This window comes from Streptomyces filamentosus (assembly GCF_014654895.1).
Classification (GTDB): Bacteria; Actinomycetota; Actinomycetes; order Streptomycetales; family Streptomycetaceae; genus Streptomyces; species Streptomyces filamentosus.
On the sequence record NZ_BNBE01000001.1, the window covers coordinates 1,819,018 to 1,836,214 of the forward strand.

At 75.5% G+C, this 17,197-nt stretch carries 15 protein-coding genes, 1 pseudogene and 1 riboswitch; of the genes and pseudogenes, 7 read left to right on the plus strand and 9 right to left on the minus strand.

The genetic code is table 11. From position 1 onward, the window contains the following. Positions 1-149 precede the first annotated feature (149 nt). A pseudogene (locus IE326_RS41830) lies at positions 150-875 on the plus strand (D-alanyl-D-alanine carboxypeptidase family protein); the annotation flags it as partial. Between the two features lie 391 nt (positions 876-1,266). On the opposite strand, the gene IE326_RS07945 reads toward IE326_RS41830, so the two are convergent. Then, on the minus strand, positions 1,267-2,250 hold the full coding sequence (locus tag IE326_RS07945) for a YihY/virulence factor BrkB family protein (RefSeq protein WP_190041161.1): 984 nt from the start codon (positions 2,248-2,250) through the stop codon (positions 1,267-1,269). Positions 2,251-2,375: 125 nt separating this feature from the next. Between IE326_RS07945 and IE326_RS07950 the strand changes: the two genes are divergently transcribed. Both IE326_RS07950 and dprE2 read left to right on the plus strand, forming a co-directional pair. Next, complete coding sequence (locus IE326_RS07950) at positions 2,376-3,626, plus strand: FAD-binding protein (RefSeq protein WP_190041162.1); 1,251 nt, start codon at positions 2,376-2,378, stop codon at positions 3,624-3,626. A gap of 10 nt (positions 3,627-3,636) precedes the next feature. Next, positions 3,637-4,401 carry a decaprenylphospho-beta-D-erythro-pentofuranosid-2-ulose 2-reductase gene (gene dprE2 / locus IE326_RS07955; RefSeq protein ID WP_190041163.1) on the plus strand — a complete coding sequence of 255 codons (765 nt, stop codon included), beginning with the start codon at positions 3,637-3,639 and terminating at the stop codon, positions 4,399-4,401. A 4-nt stretch (positions 4,402-4,405) separates the two neighbouring features. Here dprE2 and IE326_RS07960 read toward each other — a convergent pair whose 3' ends face one another. The 3 genes from IE326_RS07960 to glyA all read right to left on the minus strand — a co-directional run bounded on the left by IE326_RS07960 (position 4,406) and on the right by glyA (position 7,792). Beyond that, positions 4,406-4,987, minus strand: a complete 582-nt coding sequence (locus IE326_RS07960) for a 2'-5' RNA ligase family protein (RefSeq protein WP_150230942.1) — start codon at positions 4,985-4,987, stop codon at positions 4,406-4,408. 105 nt (positions 4,988-5,092) lie between these two features. Next, positions 5,093-6,109: a tryptophan--tRNA ligase gene (gene trpS, locus IE326_RS07965; RefSeq protein ID WP_150230940.1), complete on the minus strand. Its 1,017-nt coding sequence runs from the start codon at positions 6,107-6,109 to the stop codon at positions 5,093-5,095. Positions 6,110-6,520: 411 nt separating this feature from the next. Beyond that, positions 6,521-7,792, minus strand: coding sequence for a serine hydroxymethyltransferase (gene glyA / locus IE326_RS07970; protein ID WP_190041164.1), 1,272 nt, complete (start codon positions 7,790-7,792; stop codon positions 6,521-6,523). A gap of 64 nt (positions 7,793-7,856) precedes the next feature. Next, a riboswitch (ZMP/ZTP riboswitch) is annotated at positions 7,857-7,947 on the minus strand. Positions 7,948-8,159: 212 nt separating this feature from the next. Between glyA and rocD the strand changes: the two genes are divergently transcribed. Together rocD and IE326_RS07980 are read left to right on the plus strand one after the other, a co-directional pair. Then, on the plus strand, positions 8,160-9,365 hold the full coding sequence (rocD, locus tag IE326_RS07975; RefSeq protein ID WP_150230932.1) for an ornithine--oxo-acid transaminase: 1,206 nt from the start codon (positions 8,160-8,162) through the stop codon (positions 9,363-9,365). A 571-nt stretch (positions 9,366-9,936) separates the two neighbouring features. Beyond that, a complete protein-coding gene (locus IE326_RS07980) occupies positions 9,937-10,620 on the plus strand; it encodes a polysaccharide deacetylase family protein (RefSeq protein WP_150230930.1) in 684 nt (227 codons plus the stop codon). A 3-nt stretch (positions 10,621-10,623) separates the two neighbouring features. Here the strand turns inward: IE326_RS07980 and IE326_RS07985 are convergent, their stop codons facing one another. After that, complete coding sequence (locus IE326_RS07985) at positions 10,624-11,805, minus strand: glutathionylspermidine synthase family protein (RefSeq protein ID WP_190041165.1); 1,182 nt, start codon at positions 11,803-11,805, stop codon at positions 10,624-10,626. A gap of 18 nt (positions 11,806-11,823) precedes the next feature. Continuing rightward, positions 11,824-12,132, minus strand: a complete 309-nt coding sequence (locus tag IE326_RS07990; RefSeq protein ID WP_150230926.1) for a hypothetical protein — start codon at positions 12,130-12,132, stop codon at positions 11,824-11,826. 149 nt (positions 12,133-12,281) lie between these two features. Between IE326_RS07990 and IE326_RS07995 the strand changes: the two genes are divergently transcribed. Beyond that, complete coding sequence (locus IE326_RS07995) at positions 12,282-13,133, plus strand: hypothetical protein (protein WP_190042178.1); 852 nt, start codon at positions 12,282-12,284, stop codon at positions 13,131-13,133. Here the strand turns inward: IE326_RS07995 and IE326_RS08000 are convergent. The 3 genes from IE326_RS08000 to pdxR form a co-directional block, all read right to left on the minus strand. Next, complete coding sequence (locus tag IE326_RS08000) at positions 13,120-13,947, minus strand: SDR family oxidoreductase (protein ID WP_190041166.1); 828 nt, start codon at positions 13,945-13,947, stop codon at positions 13,120-13,122. The two genes, IE326_RS07995 and IE326_RS08000, sit on opposite strands and share 14 nt — an antisense overlap. A gap of 85 nt (positions 13,948-14,032) precedes the next feature. Then, positions 14,033-15,058 (minus strand): RNA polymerase sigma factor SigJ, encoded by a 1,026-nt coding sequence (sigJ, locus tag IE326_RS40585; protein ID WP_229915245.1) that lies wholly within the window; start codon positions 15,056-15,058, stop codon positions 14,033-14,035. Then, entirely contained in the window at positions 15,055-16,629 is a 1,575-nt protein-coding gene (pdxR, locus tag IE326_RS40590) for a MocR-like pyridoxine biosynthesis transcription factor PdxR (protein WP_150230919.1), read from the minus strand. The genes sigJ and pdxR overlap by 4 nt, the downstream gene beginning before the upstream one ends. A gap of 46 nt (positions 16,630-16,675) precedes the next feature. On the opposite strand from pdxR, the gene IE326_RS08010 reads away from it, so the two are divergent. Further along, complete coding sequence (locus tag IE326_RS08010) at positions 16,676-17,185, plus strand: carboxymuconolactone decarboxylase family protein (RefSeq protein ID WP_150230917.1); 510 nt, start codon at positions 16,676-16,678, stop codon at positions 17,183-17,185. Positions 17,186-17,197 lie beyond the last annotated feature (12 nt).

Below are 17,197 nucleotides of genomic sequence, written 5' to 3' on the forward strand. Positions count from 1 at the left end.
TTCCGCTCGCGATCGGTGCCGGGCCCGCCCGCGCCGACGATCCGGTCAGGCCGGGGGGCGCCGCGAAGACCCCGGCGAAGACGGCCGAGGAGAAGAGGAAGGCCGAGGAGGAGAAGAGGAAGGCGGCGCAGCCGAAGCCGCCCGCGAACATGTCCTCGGTCGGCGGGGCGCTGCTGGGGCTGCCGGGGACGCAGGTGAAGCTGGGGACCGGGGCGCCGGTGCTGCCGAAGGAGCTGTCGGCGCGGTCCTGGATCGTGGCGGACGCGGAGAGCGGCGCGGTGCTCGCCTCGCACAACGCGCACTGGCGGCTCGCGCCCGCGTCCACGCTGAAGATGCTCTTCGCGGACACCCTGCTGCCGAAGTTCCCGGACAAGGGGCGGACCCACCTGGTCACCGGGCAGGACCTGGCCGGGATCGGCGAGGGCTCCAGCCTCGTGGGGATAAAGGAGAAGCAGAGCTACACGGTGCGGGACCTGTGGCTGGGGGTCTTCCTCCGGTCGGGGAACGACGCCGTGCACGTCCTGACCCAGATGAACCAGGGGCTCGCGAAGACCGTGGGCGAGATGAACGCCCACGCCGCCGAGCTCCAGGCGCTCGACACCTCCGTCAAGTCGCCGGACGGCTACGACGCCCCGGGGCAGGTCTCCTCCGCGTACGACCTGACGCTGATCGCCCGCAGCGGCATGCAGAAGCCGGACTTCCGGGAGTACGCGGCCACCGTGCGCACGGCCTTCCCGGGGGAGGCGAAGCCGGGCAAGAAGCGGGAGACCTTCGAGATCCAGAACACCAACCGGCTGCTGACCGGTGACTTCGGCATCGCCCCGTACCCGGGCATCGCCGGGGTGAAGAACGGCAACACCACGCACGCCGGCGCCACCTTCACCGGGGTCGCCGAGCGGAACGGGCGGGTGCTGCTCGTCACCGTCATGAACCCCTCGTCGGAGGAGCAGCACGCGGTCTACAAGGAGGCCGCGCGGCTGCTCGACTGGGGCTTCGCCGCGTCCGGGAAGGTGACGCCGGTGGGCGAGCTGGTGCCGCCGAGGAACGCGCGGCCGGGCACCGGGGCGAGCCCTTCGGCCGGGACGGACGCCGGTGCGGCGGCGGGGGCCGCGGACGGCGGGGCCTCGCCCGCGCCGGGCAAGGAGCACCCGGCGACCGGCGGCCCCGCCGTCCCGGTCGCCGCCGAGAAGGGTGCGGGCGGGGTCGGGGTCGCGCTCGGCGTCGTGGGCGGGGTGCTGGCGCTGCTCGCCGCCGGGGTCTACCTCGTCAACCGTCGCTGGCCCGCGGCGGGCGGTGCGGTGCTCCGCCGTCGTCCCCGGACGGCCGGTCCCGGTCCGGAGCCGGCGCGGGATCCCGGGGTGAAGTCCGGTCAGGGTCCTGATCGGGATCCCGGGGTGGGTCCTTAGAGCCCACGGCCGTCCAGGCCGCGCAGAACAGCAGGAGCTTCGCGGTGAAGTTGATCCAGAGGAGCAGGGCCACCGGCACTCCGAAGGCCCCGTACATCGACTTCGCCGCGACCTCCCGCATGTAGCCGCCGAGCAGCAGCTTCAGGAGCTCGAAGCCGGCCGCGCCGATCAGGGCCGCCACCACGAGCCGGCGGCGCGGCGGGTCGACGCCGGGGAGCAGCTTGAGGAAGTAGAGCAGGATCAGGAAGTCGGCCGCCATCGCGACGGCCACGGCGGCGACCTGGAGCAGGACGCCGCCCGCGCCGCCGCCGGAGATGCCGAGCCGGTCGGCGCTCCAGCCGACGGCGGTGGAGCCGAGCCAGGAGGCGGCGAGCGAGCAGAGGGCGACGCCGCCGAGGCCGCAGAGGACGATGGCGTCCTTGCCCTTGCGGACCACCGGGTTGCCCTCGTCGGTGTCGTCGAGCCGCCAGACGGCCCGCAGGCAGTCCCGCATCGAGCCGATCCAGCTGATGCCGGTGAGGAGCAGCAGGGCGCCGGCGACGAGTCCGACGGTCCCGGCGTTGGCGACGAGGCCGCCGATGTCGAGCTGGTCGGAGATGCCGGGGACCTGGTCGGAGAGCTTCTCCTCGATGGTGTCGAGCTGGTCGTCGGTGAGGAGCGCGGCGCCGATCGCGGCGGCGACCGTGATGAGCGGGAAGAGGGCGAGGAAGGAGAGGAAGGTGATGGCCGCCGCGAGCCGGCTCCAGTGCACCTCGTCGAGCCGCTCGTAGGAGCGCCAGGCGTGCGTCCTCATCAGCCGGGCGATCCACGGGCCGATGACGGGGAGCTTGGTCAGCCAGTCCATGCCTTCGAGCATCCCCCGCTCACGCGCGCGGGTCGCGGACCGACACCGCGCGAGCGCCGGACGACACCGAACAACCCGAACCGCAATACGGGCATAGCAGGCATATACGGCTATACCTTCGCCCCATGGCTGTCGAACCGCTCCTCCTCGACGACGACTTCGCGTCCCTCACGGGTGCCGGGCGCACCGCTCCCTCGCTCGCGCTGCTCGTCCGGCCCCGCTCGGCCGCCGAGGCCGCCGGGGCGCTCCTCGGGCGGGGACCGCGCGGGGCGATCGCCCGGGGACGCGGCCTCGCGGGCGGCGACGCGGGCCAGAACGCGGGCGGGACCGTCCTCGGCCTGACCGCGCTCGACCGGATCACGGGCCTGGACCGGGCGGCGGGCACGGTGGTCTGCGAGGCCGGGACCGAACTGGGCGCGCTCGCCCGGACGCTGCTCCCGCTCGGCCTGTGGCCGTGCGCCGGGGCGGGCCGCTGGACGGCCGGCGGGGCGGTCGCGAGCGGGTACGGGCAGGGGGTCGAGGAGCTCGAACTCCTCGGCGCCGACGGCGGGTCCAGGCGGCTGCGGCGGGGCGACCCGCTCTTCGACGCGACCGTCGGCGGACTCGGGCTCACCGGGGTGGTCCTCTCCGTCGCGCTGGCCCTGCGGCCCGTCGAGACGGCCTTCCTGCGGGAGCGGACCGCCCGCTTCCCCGACGCCGACGCGCTGCTGGCCCACTGGACCGGCGGCGCGCCCCCGGAGCCGTACGCGCGGGCCCGGATCGAGCTGACCGGCCGGGGCCGCGCCGTCCTCACGACCGCCGCCCCCGTGCCGTACGCCGGGCTCCCCCGGGGCCACCGGGCCCGCCGCGCCCCGCTCGCCCTCCCCGCTCTCCCCGGCCTTCCCCTCCTTCCCCGGGCGGGCGGGCTGCGGCCGCTGCCGGGGCTCGTCCGCGCGCGCGTGCCGGCGCCCTTCCCCGCGTACGGCTCCGGGGGCTTCGTGCGGTACCGGTGCGCCGTCCCGGAGGGGCGGGAGGAGGCGCTGCGCGGGCTCCTCGCGCTGCTCGCCGGCCGCCGCTCCCCCGGCCGGGCGGCCCGCCACGCGCGCGTGGAGCGGGTCGGCGCGGGCGGGGCGGGGCCGCTGGCGTTCCCGGTGCGCGGCTGGTGCCTCGGCTTCGACGCGCCGGCGGGGACGCCGGGGCTCGGGCGCTTCCTCGACGTCCTCGACGAGCGGGTGGCGGCGGCCGGCGGCCGGGTCTGCCTCGCCGAGGACGGCCGGCTGCGGCCCGCGCTGCTCCCCGTCATGTACCCGCGGCTCGACGCCTTCCGCGAACTGCGGGCCTCGGTCGATCCCCGCTCCGTGTTCCGCTCGGACCTCTCCCGTCGTCTCGGCCTCTAGGAGTCCCCCCGTGAAGGACGCTCTCGGCGCCCCGCAGTCCCTGCTCCTGCTCGGCGGCACGTCCGCGATCGGGCTCGCCACCGCGCGCCGGCTGATCGCCCGCCGCACCCGGACGGTCTGGCTGGCCGGCCGCCCCTCCCCCGAACTGGCCGCGGCGGCCGGGTCGCTGCGCGGTCTGGGCGCGGAGGTGCGGGTGGTGCCCTTCGACGCGCTCGACACCGACGCGCACCCGGAGCGGCTCGGGAGGGTCTTCGCGGAGGGCGAGGTCGACCTGGTGCTGCTCGCCTTCGGCGTCCCCGGCGACCAGGCCCGCGACGAGTCCGATCCGCCCGCCGCCGTACGGGTCGCGCAGACGAACTACACCGGGGCCGTCTCGGCCGCGCTGGTGTGCGCGGGGGCGCTCCAGGCGCAGGGGCACGGCTCGCTGGTGGTGCTGTCCTCGGTGGCGGGCGAGCGGGGGCGGCGCGCCGACTTCATCTACGGCTCGTCGAAGGCGGGCCTCGACGTCTTCGCGCAGGGCCTGGGGGACGCGCTGCACGGCACGGGGGTGCACGTGATGGTGGTGCGGCCCGGGGCGGTGCGCCCGGCGGGGGCGGCCGGGCGGCCGGAGGCGCCGCTGACGACCACTCCGGAGGCGGTGGCGGGCGCGATCGAGCTGGGGCTGCGGCGCCGCTCGGAGACGGTGTGGGTGCCGGGTCCGCTGCGGCTCGTCGCCTCGGCCCTGCGGCACGTGCCGCGGCCGCTGCACCGGCGGCTGCCGGTGCCGCGGCCGTGAGGGGTCAGGAGGAGGAGCGGACCGGGCTGCCGCCCTGGGAGGGGACCGCCGGGACGGGACGGCCGCTGCCGAACTCGTAGTCGTACAGCTTCCGCCACACGCCGTCCGTGCCCTGCTCGTAGAGGGCGAAGGAGGAGCAGGTCCAGGCTGCCTCGAAGCCGGACAGCTCCTCGTGGGCCCGGTCCATCGCCTCCTCGGCGATGCCGTGGGCGACGGTGACGTGCGGGTGGTAGGGGAACTGCAGCTCGCGGACCAGTGGCCCGGCCTCCTCGCGGAGGCGGGCCTGGAGCCGGTCGCAGCCCGCGACGCCCTCGGCGAGGGTGACGAAGACCACCGGGGAGAGCGGGCGGAAGGTGCCGGTGCCGCTCAGCCGGATCTCGAAGGGGAGCCAGTCGGCGGCGACGCCGGCGAGGTGCGCCTCGATCTCCGGCAGCCGGTCCTGGTCGACCTCGGTCGGCGGGACGAGGGTGACGTGGGTGGGGATGGCGTGCGCGGCGGGATCCCCGAAGCCCGCGCGGCGCTCCTGGAGCAGGCTGCCGTGAGGCTCCGGGACCGCGATCGAAACGCCGAGCGTTACGGTCCCCACGTCGTTCTCCTCCGTCGTCCGGGGCGGGTAGGTGTGTGGTGGTGCAGCCGCCAGTGTGCGGCCTGCACCACCCTGATGGCCAGGGTCCTCGGACCCTCGCCCGCGTCAGTGCTTCGCGGGCAGGAAGCCGATCTTCTCGTACGTCTGCGCCAGGGTCTCGGCGGCGACCGCGCGGGCCTTCTCCGCGCCCTTGGCCAGGATCGAGTCCAGCGTCTCCGGGTCGTCCAGGTATTCCTGGGTGCGGGCCCGGAAGGGGGTGACGAAGTCCACCATGACCTCGGCGAGGTCGGTCTTGAGGGCGCCGTACATCTTGCCCTCGTAGCTCTTCTCCAGGTCCGCGACGCTGGTGTCCGTGAGGGTCGCCATGATCGTGAGGAGGTTGGAGACGCCCGCCTTGTTCTCCGGGTCGAAGCGGATCACCGTGTCGGTGTCGGTGACGGCGCTCTTGACCTTCTTGGCGGTGACCTTCGGGTCGTCCAGGAGGTTGATCAGGCCCTTCGGCGTGGACGCCGACTTGCTCATCTTGATCGTCGGGTCCTGGAGGTCGTAGATCTTCCCGGTCTCCTTGACGATGTACGGCGCCGGGACGGTGAAGGTGTCGCCGAAGCGGCCGTTGAAGCGCTCCGCGAGGTCGCGGGTGAGCTCGATGTGCTGGCGCTGGTCCTCGCCGACCGGGACGTGCGTGGCCTGGTAGAGGAGGATGTCCGCGACCTGGAGGATCGGGTACGTGAAGAGGCCGACCGTGGCGCGGTCGGCGCCGTGCTTGGCGGACTTGTCCTTGAACTGGGTCATGCGGGAGGCCTCGCCGAAGCCGGTGAGGCAGTTCATGACCCAGCCGAGCTGCGCGTGCTCGGGGACGTGGCTCTGGACGAAGAGGGTGCAGCGCTCCGGGTCGAGGCCGGCGGCGAGGAGCTGCGCGGCGGCGAAGCGGGTGTTGGCGCGCAGCTCGGCCGGGTCCTGCGGGACCGTGATGGCGTGCAGGTCGACGACCATGTAGAAGGCGTCGTGGGACTCCTGGAGCGCGACGTACTGCCGGATCGCACCGAGGTAGTTGCCGAGGTGGAACGAGCCCGCGGTGGGCTGGATTCCGGAGAGCGCGCGGGGACGAGCATCAGAGGCCATGCACATCATTCTCTCAGGTGCGGGAACCGATCTCCGACTGCCGGTGCACCGGGAGTGCGGGGACGCGGGAGGGGGCTCGGCCGTCGTCGGCGAGAGCGCCGCGATCGCCCTGGTGCGCGCCGGAGGACCGGGGCGTACGAGGGGCCGGTCCGCGCGCGCACGGCGGTGGCGTGGAGGGCGGCGGTGGCGTGGAGGGCGGGCGCGGGGGCCGGGGGCCTCGGCCGATGAGACGAGGAACACACCGCGTTCGGCGGGAGCGGGGGGTGGGGGTGGCTGGAGGGGATGCCGCCACCGGGCGGAGGCGTTGCGGGTCGCGGCCTCCGCCCGGTGGCGGCGGGATTCCGGCGGCGGGATTCCCGTAGCGGCGGGATTCCCGTAGCCACGGGGTTCCCGCAGTGGAGGGGTTACGGGTCAGACGGGCAGGCCCGGGGCCTGGTGGGCGGCCATCAGGTCCGCGACCTCGGCGCGGATCCCGGCGAGGGCGTCCTCGTCCTCGGCCGCGGCGGCGGAGACCGCGCGGTCGATCCAGTCGGCGACCTGCTCCATGTGGGCGGGGGTGAGGCCGCGGGTGGTGAGGGAGGGGGTGCCGATGCGGATGCCGGAGGGGTCGAAGGGCTTCCGGGTGTCGTAGGGGACGGTGTTGTAGTTGGTGACGATGCCGGCCCGGTCGAGGGCCTTGGCGGCGGTCTTGCCGGGGACCTGCTTCGGGGTGAGGTCGATGAGGATCAGGTGGTTGTCGGTGCCGCCGGAGACCAGGTCGAAGCCGCGGGCGAGGAGGGCGTCGGCGAGGGCCTTCGCGTTGGCGACGACGGCGTGGGCGTAGGCGCGGAAGGAGGGCCGGGACGCCTCGTGCAGGGCGACGGCGATGGCCGCGGTGGTCTGGTTGTGCGGGCCGCCCTGGAGGCCGGGGAAGACGGCCTTGTCGAGGGCCCTGGCGTGCTCCTCGGTGGACATCAGCATGGCGCCGCGCGGGCCGCGCAGGGTCTTGTGGGTGGTCGTGGAGACCACGTCGGCGTGGCCCACCGGGGAGGGGTGGGCGCCGCCGGCGATCAGGCCGGCGATGTGGGCGACGTCGGCGACGAGGACGGCGCCGGCCTCGCGGGCGATCTCGGCGAAGGCGGCGAAGTCGATGGTGCGGGGCAGGGCGGTGCCGCCGCAGAAGAGGATCCTGGGGCGTTCGGCGAGGGCGAGGTCGCGGACCTGGTCGTAGTCGATGAGGCCGGTGTCGCGGTGGACGCCGTACTGGACGCCGCGGAACCAGGAGCCGGTCGCGGAGACGCCCCAGCCGTGGGTGAGGTGGCCGCCCATGGGCAGCGCCATGCCCATGACGGTGTCGCCGGGCTTCGCGAAGGCCAGGTGGACGGCGAGGTTCGCCGGAGAGCCGGAGTAGGGCTGGACGTTGGCGTGGTCGACGCCGAAGAGGGCCTTGGCGCGCTCGACGGCGAGGGACTCCACCTGGTCGACGACCTGCTGGCCCTCGTAGTAGCGGCGGCCCGGGTAGCCCTCGCTGTACTTGTTCTGGAGGACGGTGCCGGAGGCTTCGAGGACGGCCGCGGAGACGTAGTTCTCGCTGGGGATGAGGCGCAGGGTGTCGGCCTGGAGCCGCTCCTCGGCGCCGACCAGGGCGGCGAGCTCGGGGTCGGCGGCGGCGAGCGCGGGGTGGTGCCGGGGCGGGGTGGTCACGTGTTCCTCCGGGAGTGCGTCGGAGCGTCCCGGAGGCGGCTGCCGCACGGGACGCGGGGCGGTCCCGTGATGCCCAGGCGAGCGGCACCTCGTGTGGTGGAGCGCGCGCGGCTCCCCCGGGGTCGGTTCCCCGTACGCCAGTCGCCGCGCGTGTCCACAGACTAGTGCCTGTCCGGCGATGGGCGCCGGATCGGGCCGGGTCGTTCGGTGCGTGCGATCGGCGTGCGGCCGGACGGGCCGGACCCGGCGGGAAGCGCCGGACAGGCACTGGCGGGCGCGTCGTCACCCGAGGTTTCCCCGTCCGGGATGCGAGCGACGATAAGAAGGGGCCACCACACACCCCGGCCGCAGGACGATCGGAGATCCCGTGTCGAGAACGCAAGACGAGATCGCAGCCGCGGACGCGCACAGCGCCCACAACTACCACCCCCTGCCCGTCGTCGTCGCCTCCGCCGAGGGGGCCTGGATGACCGACGTCGAGGGACGCCGCTTCCTGGACCTGCTCGCCGGCTACTCGGCGCTGAACTTCGGCCACGGCAACCGCCGGCTGATCGAGGCGGCGAAGGCCCAGCTGGATCGGGTGACGCTCACCTCGCGGGCCTTCCAGCACGACCGGTTCGCCGAGTTCTGCACCCGGCTCGCGGAGCTGTGCGGCAAGGAGGCGGTGCTGCCGATGAACACCGGGGCGGAGGCGGTCGAGACGGCCGTGAAGACCGCCCGGAAATGGGGGTACGAGGTGAAGGGCGTGCCCGACGGGCACGCGAAGATCGTGGTCGCGGGGAACAACTTCCACGGGCGGACGACGACGATCGTGTCGTTCTCCACGGACCACGAGGCCCGGGACCACTTCGGGCCGTACACGCCGGGCTTCGAGATCGTGCCGTACGGCGACCTGACGGCCCTCGACGCGGCGGTCACCGAGAACACGGTCGCGGTGCTGCTCGAACCGATCCAGGGCGAGGCGGGCGTCCTGGTGCCGCCCGCCGGCTATCTGAGCGGGGTGCGGGAACTGACCGCCCGGCGGAACGTGCTCTTCATGGCGGACGAGATCCAGTCGGGCCTGGGGCGGACCGGCCGGACCTTCGCCTGCGAGCACGAGGACGTCGTGCCCGACGTGTACATCCTCGGCAAGGCGCTGGGCGGCGGCGTCGTGCCGGTGTCGGCGGTGGTCGCCGACCGGGACGTGCTCGGCGTGTTCCGCCCCGGCGAGCACGGCTCCACCTTCGGCGGGAACCCGCTGGCGTGCGCGGTGGCCCTCGAAGTGATCGCGATGCTGCGGACCGGCGAGTACCAGCAGCGGGCGACGGAACTGGGCGAACACCTCCACGCCGAACTGGGCCTCCTCGTGGGCGGCGGGGCGGTCGAGGCGGTGCGGGGACGGGGGCTGTGGGCCGGCGTCGACATCGCGCCCTCGCACGGGACGGGGCGGCAGATCTCCGAGCGGCTGATGGAGCGGGGCGTGCTGGTGAAGGACACGCACGGCTCGACGATCCGCATCGCGCCGCCCCTCGTCATCTCCAAGGAGGACCTCGACTGGGGCCTGACCCAACTCCGCACCACCCTCACGACCTGACGCGCCGCGCCCCCGCTGCGGCCGGCCCTCCGCGCGGGCGGTGCCCACCCCTGGGCCCGGGCCCGCGCGGATGCGGGACGGGCCACCACCGTTCCGTCGTGGGCAGTCGTTCCGCCGGGGCGGAACGGGTGGGCACGACGGAACGGCACCCTTCGCGGGTGCCTCCGCACCAGTGCCTGGACCCGCACCGCAAGTGCACTGCGCACCGGGTGCGGGTCCAGGCCCGGAACGCCTCGGCCCGGCAAGGGGCGCCGTCCCTGTGCCCACCCGTCCCGCCCTGCGGGACACCTGCCCACAGGGACGACGGCGACAGCCCCGCAGGGGCGACGGGCGCGGGCGCAGCCCGTGCGGGGACAGCGAGCGCAGCCCGTGCGGGGACGGCGGGCGGCGGCCCGTGCGGGTCGGTGGGCGCAGCCCGCCGGGAGCGGTGGGTGCGGCCCGCGCCGTGCAAGGGCGCGGGCGCGTGCTGGGCAAGGGGGCGGGCGCCGGCCCGCGTGGGGGTGGCGGGGGGCAGGGGCGGAGGGAACTCCGGGCATTGACACGGGAGTTGGTCTAGGCCAATGATGCGCGCATGCCGAGACTTCGTCTGCGTCACGTCCTGCGCGGCGCCCTCGCCGCCCTCGTCCCGTTCGCCCTGCTCGGCGCCTCCGGAGGGCCCGCGCACGCCGAGTGGCCGGGGGCCGCGCCCGTGGTGTCCCGGGTGGAGACCACGGATCCGGTCGTGTTCATCACCATCGACGACGGCTGGTTCCACGATCCGGCCGCCGCGCGGCTGCTGCTCGACCGCCGGGTGCCGGCCTCGCTGTTCCTGCTGCCGGGGGCGTACTCGTACGACTCGGGTTACTTCCACCGGCTGCTCGACCACGGGCGGGTGCGGATCGAGAACCACACGGTCGGCCACCCGGACCTGACCACGCTGGACGCGGCGGGGCAGCGGGCCGAGGTGTGCGGGGCGCGGGACGCGCACCTCGCGGAGTTCGGCGACGGGCCGCGGCTGCTGCGGCCGCCGTACGGGGTGTACGACGCGACCACCCGGACCACCGCCCGCGCCTGCGGGGCGAAGGCGGTGGTGACGTGGACGTACGACCTGACCACCTGGGGGCAGTGGACGCCGCCGACCCCGGAGCTGAAGGCCGGCGACATCATCCTGCTGCACTTCAACGAGACGCTGGAGCAGGACCTGGAGCGGGCCCTGGCGCTCGCCGACGCGGCGGGGCTGACGCCCGCGCCGCTGCGGGAGTACGTGCCGGAGTAGGCCCTACAGGATGACGTGCGGGAGGAAGCGGGCGTACTCGTCGGTGACGGGGCCCGCCGACTCGCGGATGCCGAGCCCGGCGGCCTCGTCCTCGACGACCCACGCGCCGAGCAGCGTGCGGTTGCCGTCGAAGTCGGGGAGCGGGGCGAGGCCCTGGTAGCAGCAGGGTTCGTCGCGGACGGCCGGTTCGCTGCCGGGTTCGTGCAGGGTGACGCCGGCGCCCTCCCGGCCGAGCAGCGGCTTGGCCGCCCAGCCGGTGGTGGCGGCCAGTTCGCGCGGCCCGTCGAGGTAGGCGGGCAGCAGGTTGGGGTGGCCGGGGTGGAGCTCCCAGAGGATCGCGAGGAGCGCCTTGTTGGAGAGCAGCATCTTCCAGGCGGGTTCGATCCAGCAGGTGGTGCCGGAGCCGCCGCCGTTGTCCAGGGTGGCCAGGACGTGCTTGCCGAAGCGGTCGGTGACCAGCCATTCCCACGGGTAGAGCTTGAAGCAGCTGCGGATGAAGCGGAGCTTCTCGTCGACGAAGCGGCGGGAGAGCCGGTCCCAGCCGATCCGTTCGACGGAGAGCGACTCGGTGGCGAGTCCGGCCTGTTCGGCGGTTTCGCGCAGGTACGCGACCGTCATCAGGTCCTCGCCGAGCTCGTCGGACTCGGAGTGGGCGAAGTGGACGGGGCCGGGCGGCAGCAGCGGCGCCTGGCGCTTCCAGGCGGCGACGAGGCGTTCGTGGAGCGAGTTCCACTGGTCGGCGCCGGGGAACCGTTCCTCCATCCAGAACCACTGCGGGCTCGCCGCCTCCACCAGGGAGGTCGGGGTGTCCGCGTTGTACTCCAGCATCTTCGCGGGGCCCGTGCCGTCGTAGACGAGGTCGAAGCGGGCGTAGAGGGAGGGGAGTTCGGCGCGGCGGCGCCAGGACTCGGCCACCCGTTCCGCGACCTTCGGGTCGGTGATCCCGAGGTCGGCGAAACGGTTCTGCTCGACGATGTGCGCGGCCGCCGCGAGGCACATGGCGTGCAGTTCCTCGACGACCTCCTCCAGCGCCTCGACCTCGGGCAGCGTGAAGGAGTAGTACGCGCTCTCGTCCCAGTACGGGCGCAGCGAACCGTCCGGGTAGCGGGTCAGCGGATAGACGAGGCCCTGCTCCTCGACGGTCTCCTGCCAGCCCGGCCGGGGCTCGATGGTGTGCCGTTCCACGGTGCCGTCCCGTCCGTCTCAGCCGCCGCCCGACCCGGAGGACGAGCAGCCGAAGCCGCCGGTGTCGACGGCCTTCCTGTCGAAGCTGCCGCCGGCCACGCGCTGGTCGCGGACGTAGCCGCCGTAGTAGTAGGCGCCGCGGGTGGTGGTGCCGCCGTCATCGTCGTCGTCGCCCCCGCCGCCGGACTCGCACCGGTAGCCGGGCAGGTCCTCCAGCGTGACCGGGTCCGCGCAGCGGCGGTCGGGCTCGGCACCGCAGGCGGTGATCGTCGCCGCGAGCACGCCCATGCCGCCGAGCACCACCGTGCTCGACCTGAGCCTCCGCATGTCCCTCGCCCTCCCCTTCGCGTGGCCGCGCACCCCGTGTGCGCAAGGCCCTCCGCACGGCCGTTCGTATGACCGCGGGTCTCGCGACCGCACAGTGTAGGCCGCCGCCTTCCCGGCGCGGACCCTAGAGTCGTTTCGTGCTCTTCGGTATGGTCTGCGCCCTCGGATCGGCGCTGTGCTTCGGCGCGGCCACCGTCTACCAGGCCGCCGCGTCCCGGGCGGCCGCGCCCGGGACGGGCGGCGGGATCGACCCCGGGCTGCTGTGGCGGGCGCTGCGGCAGTGGCGGTACGGCGTCGGCCTCGCCCTCGACGGCGCCGGCTTCGTCCTGGAGGTCGTGGCCCTGCGCTCGCTCCCCCTGTACGTGGTCGGCGCGGCGCTCGCCGCGAGCCTCGCCGTCACCGCGGCCCTCGCGTCCCGGATGCTCGGGGTCCGGCTGCGCGGGGCCGAGTGGGGCGCGGTGGCGGCGGTCTGCGCGGGGCTCGGCGCGCTGGCGCTCTCCTCCGGCGCGGAGGGCCACGGGACCGGCCCCGAGGCCCTTCCCTGGGTGCTGCTCGCCGTCGCGGCGGGGGTGCCGGCGCTCGGCGCGGCCGGCGGGCGGCTGCCGGACCGGCCGCGGGCGCTGGTCCTCGGCCTCGGCGCCGGGATCGGCTTCGGGGTGGTGGAGGTGGCGGTCCGGCTCCTCGACGGGGTACGGCCGGCGGACCCGGCCCTGTGGGCGCTGCTGCTCGGCGGCGGGGCGGCCTTCCTGCTGCTGACCGCCGCCTTCCAGCGGGGTGCGGTGACGACGGCGACGGCGGGCATGGTGCTGGGCGAGACGCTGGGGCCCGCGGCGGCCGGCGTCTTCTGGCTCGGGGACCGGACCCGCGAGGGCTTCGCCTGGTCGGCGCTCACCGGCTTCGCGGTGGCCGTGGCGGCCGCCCTCGCCCTGGCCCGCTTCGGCGAGCCGCCGCCGGCCGGCGACCCGGCCCCGGCCCCCGCGCCGGGGGTCAGCGGCCGGTGAGGGTGGCGAGGTGGTCGGCGAAGGTGGGGCCGGGGGCCGCCAGGTCGGGGGCCAGGTGGCCGCCGGCCCGGAAGCCGCGGTAGGCCCGGCCCGCGAGGGGCACGGGCAGCAGGATCCGGCGGCGGCCGGTCGCGGCGAGGTAGGCGCGGGCCAGGCCGGTGAAGGAGAGGACCTCGGGGCCGCCCATGTCGGGCACGCGGCCCGCGGGCTCCCCCGCCGCCAGGGCGGCCAGCCGGGCGGCGACCTCGCGGACGGCCACGGGCTGGTCCGAGACGCCCGCGGGGATCGGCATCACGGGCGGCACCTTCGCCGCCGCGGCCAGCACCCGCGTCACCAGCTCGTGGAACTGGGTGGTGCGCAGCACGGTCCAGCCGAGCCCCGACTCCTCGATCTGCCGCTCCACCGCGAGCTTGGTCCGGTAGTAGCCGAGCGGCACCCGGTCGATGCCGACGATCGAGATGTAGACCAGATGGCGGATCCCGGCCCGGCGGGCCGCCGCGATCAGCCGGCGGGCCGCCTCCTCGTCGCCGCCGCGCGTGCTCGTCGCGCAGTGCACCACGGTGTCGGCGCCCGCCAGGGCCGCGTCGAGGCCGGTGCCCCGCCGCAGGTCCACGGGGTGGGTCCGGGAGCTCCGACTCAGCTCGCGCACCTCGTGCCCGGCGGCGGCGAGCAGGGCGCACAGCGGCCGGCCGAGGGTGCCGGTCGCGCCCGTGACGAGCACCGTCCGGACGGCCGCCCGCCGCTCCCCCACCGCCTCCGCCGCCTTCCCCTCCGCCTTCTCCGCCTTCTGCTCCGCCTTCTTCTCCGTGGTCATCCCGGTCTCCTTCCGGACGCGGCCGCTCCCGCGTGGAGCGCCCCTCCCCCTCTGGAACCGGCGGGGCCGCGCGGATGTGACAGCCTCAGCCGCCGGCGCCGGGGAGCGCGGCGAACTGCCGGGTCGCGTAACCGAGCTTCTCCGGGTTCATCACGACCCGCACCCGGGCGATCCGGCCGTCCGGCCCCGGCTCCAGCGAGGTGACGGAGACGAGCCGCCCGCCGACGTGCGTGACGACGCCCGGTACGCCGTTGACCTCGGCGACCGTGGTGCGGGCGCCCTCCTCCAGGCGGCGGGAGACGCCCGCGAGGAAGCGGAGGACGGCGTCGCGGCCCCGGACGGGGCGGCGGGCCGAACTGACCCTGCCGCCGCCGTCGCTCCACCAGACGACGTCGGCCGCGAGGACCTTCTCCAGGCCCGCCAGGTCGCCCTCGCGGGCGGCGGTGACGAAGGACTCGACGAGGGCGCGGCGGCGCTCCGGGGCGGGCGGGTCGAAGCGGGCGGGGGCGCCGTCCTCGCCGGGCGCGGCCACGCGCCGGGCTGCCCGGCCGTACAGCTGGCGGCAGTTGGCCTCGCCGAGGCCGAGGACGCCGGCGATCTCCCGGTGCGGGTAGCCGAACGCCTCGCGGAGCACGTAGACCGCGCGCTCGGCGGGGGTGAGCCGTTCCAGGAGGAGGAGCAGGGCCGTGGAGACGTCGTCGCGCCGCTCGGCGGACTCCAGCGGTCCGGCGCCGGGCGCGCCGGGGACGCCGGCGCCCGTGAGCACCGGCTCCGGCAGCCAGGGCCCGGCGTACCGCTCCCGGGTGGCGCGGGCGGAGGTCAGCCGGTTGAGGCACAGGTGCGTGACGACCTTGGCGAGCCAGGCCCCCGGGTGCGCGATCGACGCCCGTTCGGCCCCGCTCCACCGCAGATAGGCGTCCTGCACCGCGTCCTCCGCCTCCTCGGCGGACCCGAGCATCCGGTAGGCGAGCCCGAAGAGCCGGCCCCGGTGGGCGGTGAACTCCCGGGCGGCGGCCTCCCTCCCGGAAAGCGGGGACGCGTCCGCGTCGGAACGCGGGGGCGCGTCCGGGGCGGAAGGCGGCGGCTCGTCCGGGGCGGGGTGCGGGGTCACGGTTCCAGCTTCGCAGAGCCGCCGGGCGTCCCACCGCTCCCCTCCCCGAAGTCGCCCCCCGCGCCGGGCCCTTCGCCGCCGCCGTCCGCGCCCTCCACCCCCTCCAGGACCCGGCAGAGGGCCTGGAGTGCGCCCTGCCAGGCGCTGTCGGGCGGGGTGCCGTAGCCGACGACCAGGCCCTCCAGGGTGCCCGTCGCCCCGGGGTGGCGGAACTGGCCGAGGCCCTGGACCGCGAGGCCGTGCCAGGCGGCGGAGCGGAGGGCGGCCTGTTCGGTGCCGGGCGGGAGGGGGAGGACCGCGTGCAGGCCGGCCGCGATCCCGCCGACGCGGATGCCGGGGGCGTGTTCGGCGAGCGCGGCGACGAGCTGGTCGCGGCGGCGCCGGTACCGCAGCCGCATGGCCCGCACGTGCCGGTCGTACGCTCCCGAGGACAGGAACTCGGCGAAGGCGAGCTGGTCGGGGGTGCCGCACATCCAGTCGACGACCGCGCCCTTGGCGGTGGCGACCTCGTGCACCAGGTCCTCGGGCAGCACCATCCAGCCGAGCCGGAGCCCGGGGGCGAGGGACTTGCTGGTGGTGCCGAGGTGGACGACCCGCTCGGGGTCGAGCCCCTGGAGGGCTCCCACGGGCTGCCTGTCGTAGCGGAACTCCCCGTCGTAGTCGTCCTCCAGGACGAGTCCGCCGGTGGCCCGCGCCCAGTCGACGACCGCCGCCCGCCGGTCGGGGGGCAGCGCGCCGCCGAGCGGGAACTGGTGCGCGGCGGTCAGCAGCACCGCGCCCGGCGCGATCCCGGCCAGCTCCTCGACGCGGGTGCCGCGTTCGTCGAAGGGCAGCGGCGGGGTGGTGAACCCGGCGCCGTGCAACAGCCGCGCGTACAGGCCGAGTCCGTACGACTCCACCGCCACCGACCGCACCCCGCGCGCGCCGAGAACCTGCCCGAGGAGCATCAGGCCGTGCGCGAACCCGGCGCAGATCACGATCCGTTCGGGCCGGACGCGGACGCCCCGGGCGCGGGCCAGGTACTCGGCGAGGACGGTGCGCAGTTCGGGGCGCCCGCGTGGATCGCCGTACCCGAGGGCCTCGTTGGGGGCGGCGGTCAGCGCCCGCCGGTACGCCTTCAGCCAGGCCGCGCGCGGGAAGGAGGCGAGGTCCGGGGTGCCGCTGCGGAGGTCGTACGCGGGGCGGGGCGGGCGGCGGGCGAGGGCCCGCGCGGGGTCCTCGGCCGGCGGCCGCCAGGGGGTGCCGCCGGGGGCGGGTCCCGCCGGGGCGGGCCGGGGGACGGCGGGCGCGGCCGGGGGGCGGGGGTCGGCCCGGCGGGCGACCCGGGTGCCGGAACCCTGGCGTGCGGTGAGCCACCCCTCGGCCACCAGTTCGGCGTAGGCGTCGGCGACGGTGTTCCGGGCCACCCCGAGGTCCGCCGCGAGCTGCCGCGAGGACGGCAGCCGGGTGCCGGGCGCCAGCCGTCCACCTCGCACGGCTTCGCGCAGGGCGTCCATGAGGCCGGCCCTGAGCCGGGTGCCGCGGAGTTCCAGGTGGAGGTCGGCCCCGAAAGTGGCCCAGTCGTCCTGCATGGGAATGGACCATAGCGCCATGCCATCCGCTGCGTACGGTGGCCGCATGACCACCACCACAGTGCACTCCCCCGACCGGACCCTCGCCCACGAGCACGCCCCCCGCATGCCGTTCTTCGAGCGGGCCCCCGAGTTCTACCGGGCGATGGTCCGGCTGGAGCAGGAGGCCGCGAAGGGCGTGGACCCGGTCCTCTACCACCTGATCAAGATCCGCGCCTCGCAGATCAACCACTGCGCCTTCTGCCTCGACATGCACACCAAGGACGCGCTCGCCGAGGGCGAGACCGTCGAGCGGGTCGTGCAGCTCGCCGCCTGGCAGGAGTCCCGGCACTTCTACACGGAGCGGGAGCTGGCCGCCCTCGCCCTCACCGAGGCGGTCACCGTCCTCACCGACGGCTTCGTCCCCGACGAGGTGTACGCGGCGGCGGCCGCACACTTCGACGAGGAGGAGCTCGCCCGGGTGATCGGCGCGATCGTCGTCATCAACTCGTGGAACCGGATCGCCGTCAGCACCCGCATGGTGCCGGGCCACTACACGCCGCGCTCCGCCCAGTAGGCGCCCGGCCGG

Excerpts from the sequence above, each read along its gene's own strand:
- trpS (WP_150230940.1), bottom strand. The coding sequence starts at position 6,109 with ATGGCCTCTGATGCTCGTCCCCGCGCGCTCTCCGGAATCCAGCCCACC.
- IE326_RS07950 (WP_190041162.1), top strand. The coding sequence starts at position 2,376 with ATGGCTGTCGAACCGCTCCTCCTCGACGACGACTTCGCGTCCCTCACG.
- pdxR (WP_150230919.1), bottom strand. The coding sequence starts at position 16,629 with ATGCAGGACGACTGGGCCACTTTCGGGGCCGACCTCCACCTGGAACTC.
- IE326_RS07995 (WP_190042178.1), top strand. The coding sequence starts at position 12,282 with ATGGTCTGCGCCCTCGGATCGGCGCTGTGCTTCGGCGCGGCCACCGTC.
- IE326_RS08010 (WP_150230917.1), top strand. The coding sequence starts at position 16,676 with ATGACCACCACCACAGTGCACTCCCCCGACCGGACCCTCGCCCACGAG.
- IE326_RS07990 (WP_150230926.1), bottom strand. The coding sequence starts at position 12,132 with ATGCGGAGGCTCAGGTCGAGCACGGTGGTGCTCGGCGGCATGGGCGTG.
- IE326_RS08000 (WP_190041166.1), bottom strand. The coding sequence starts at position 13,947 with ATGACCACGGAGAAGAAGGCGGAGCAGAAGGCGGAGAAGGCGGAGGGG.
- IE326_RS07980 (WP_150230930.1), top strand. The coding sequence starts at position 9,937 with ATGCCGAGACTTCGTCTGCGTCACGTCCTGCGCGGCGCCCTCGCCGCC.
- IE326_RS07945 (WP_190041161.1), bottom strand. The coding sequence starts at position 2,250 with ATGGACTGGCTGACCAAGCTCCCCGTCATCGGCCCGTGGATCGCCCGG.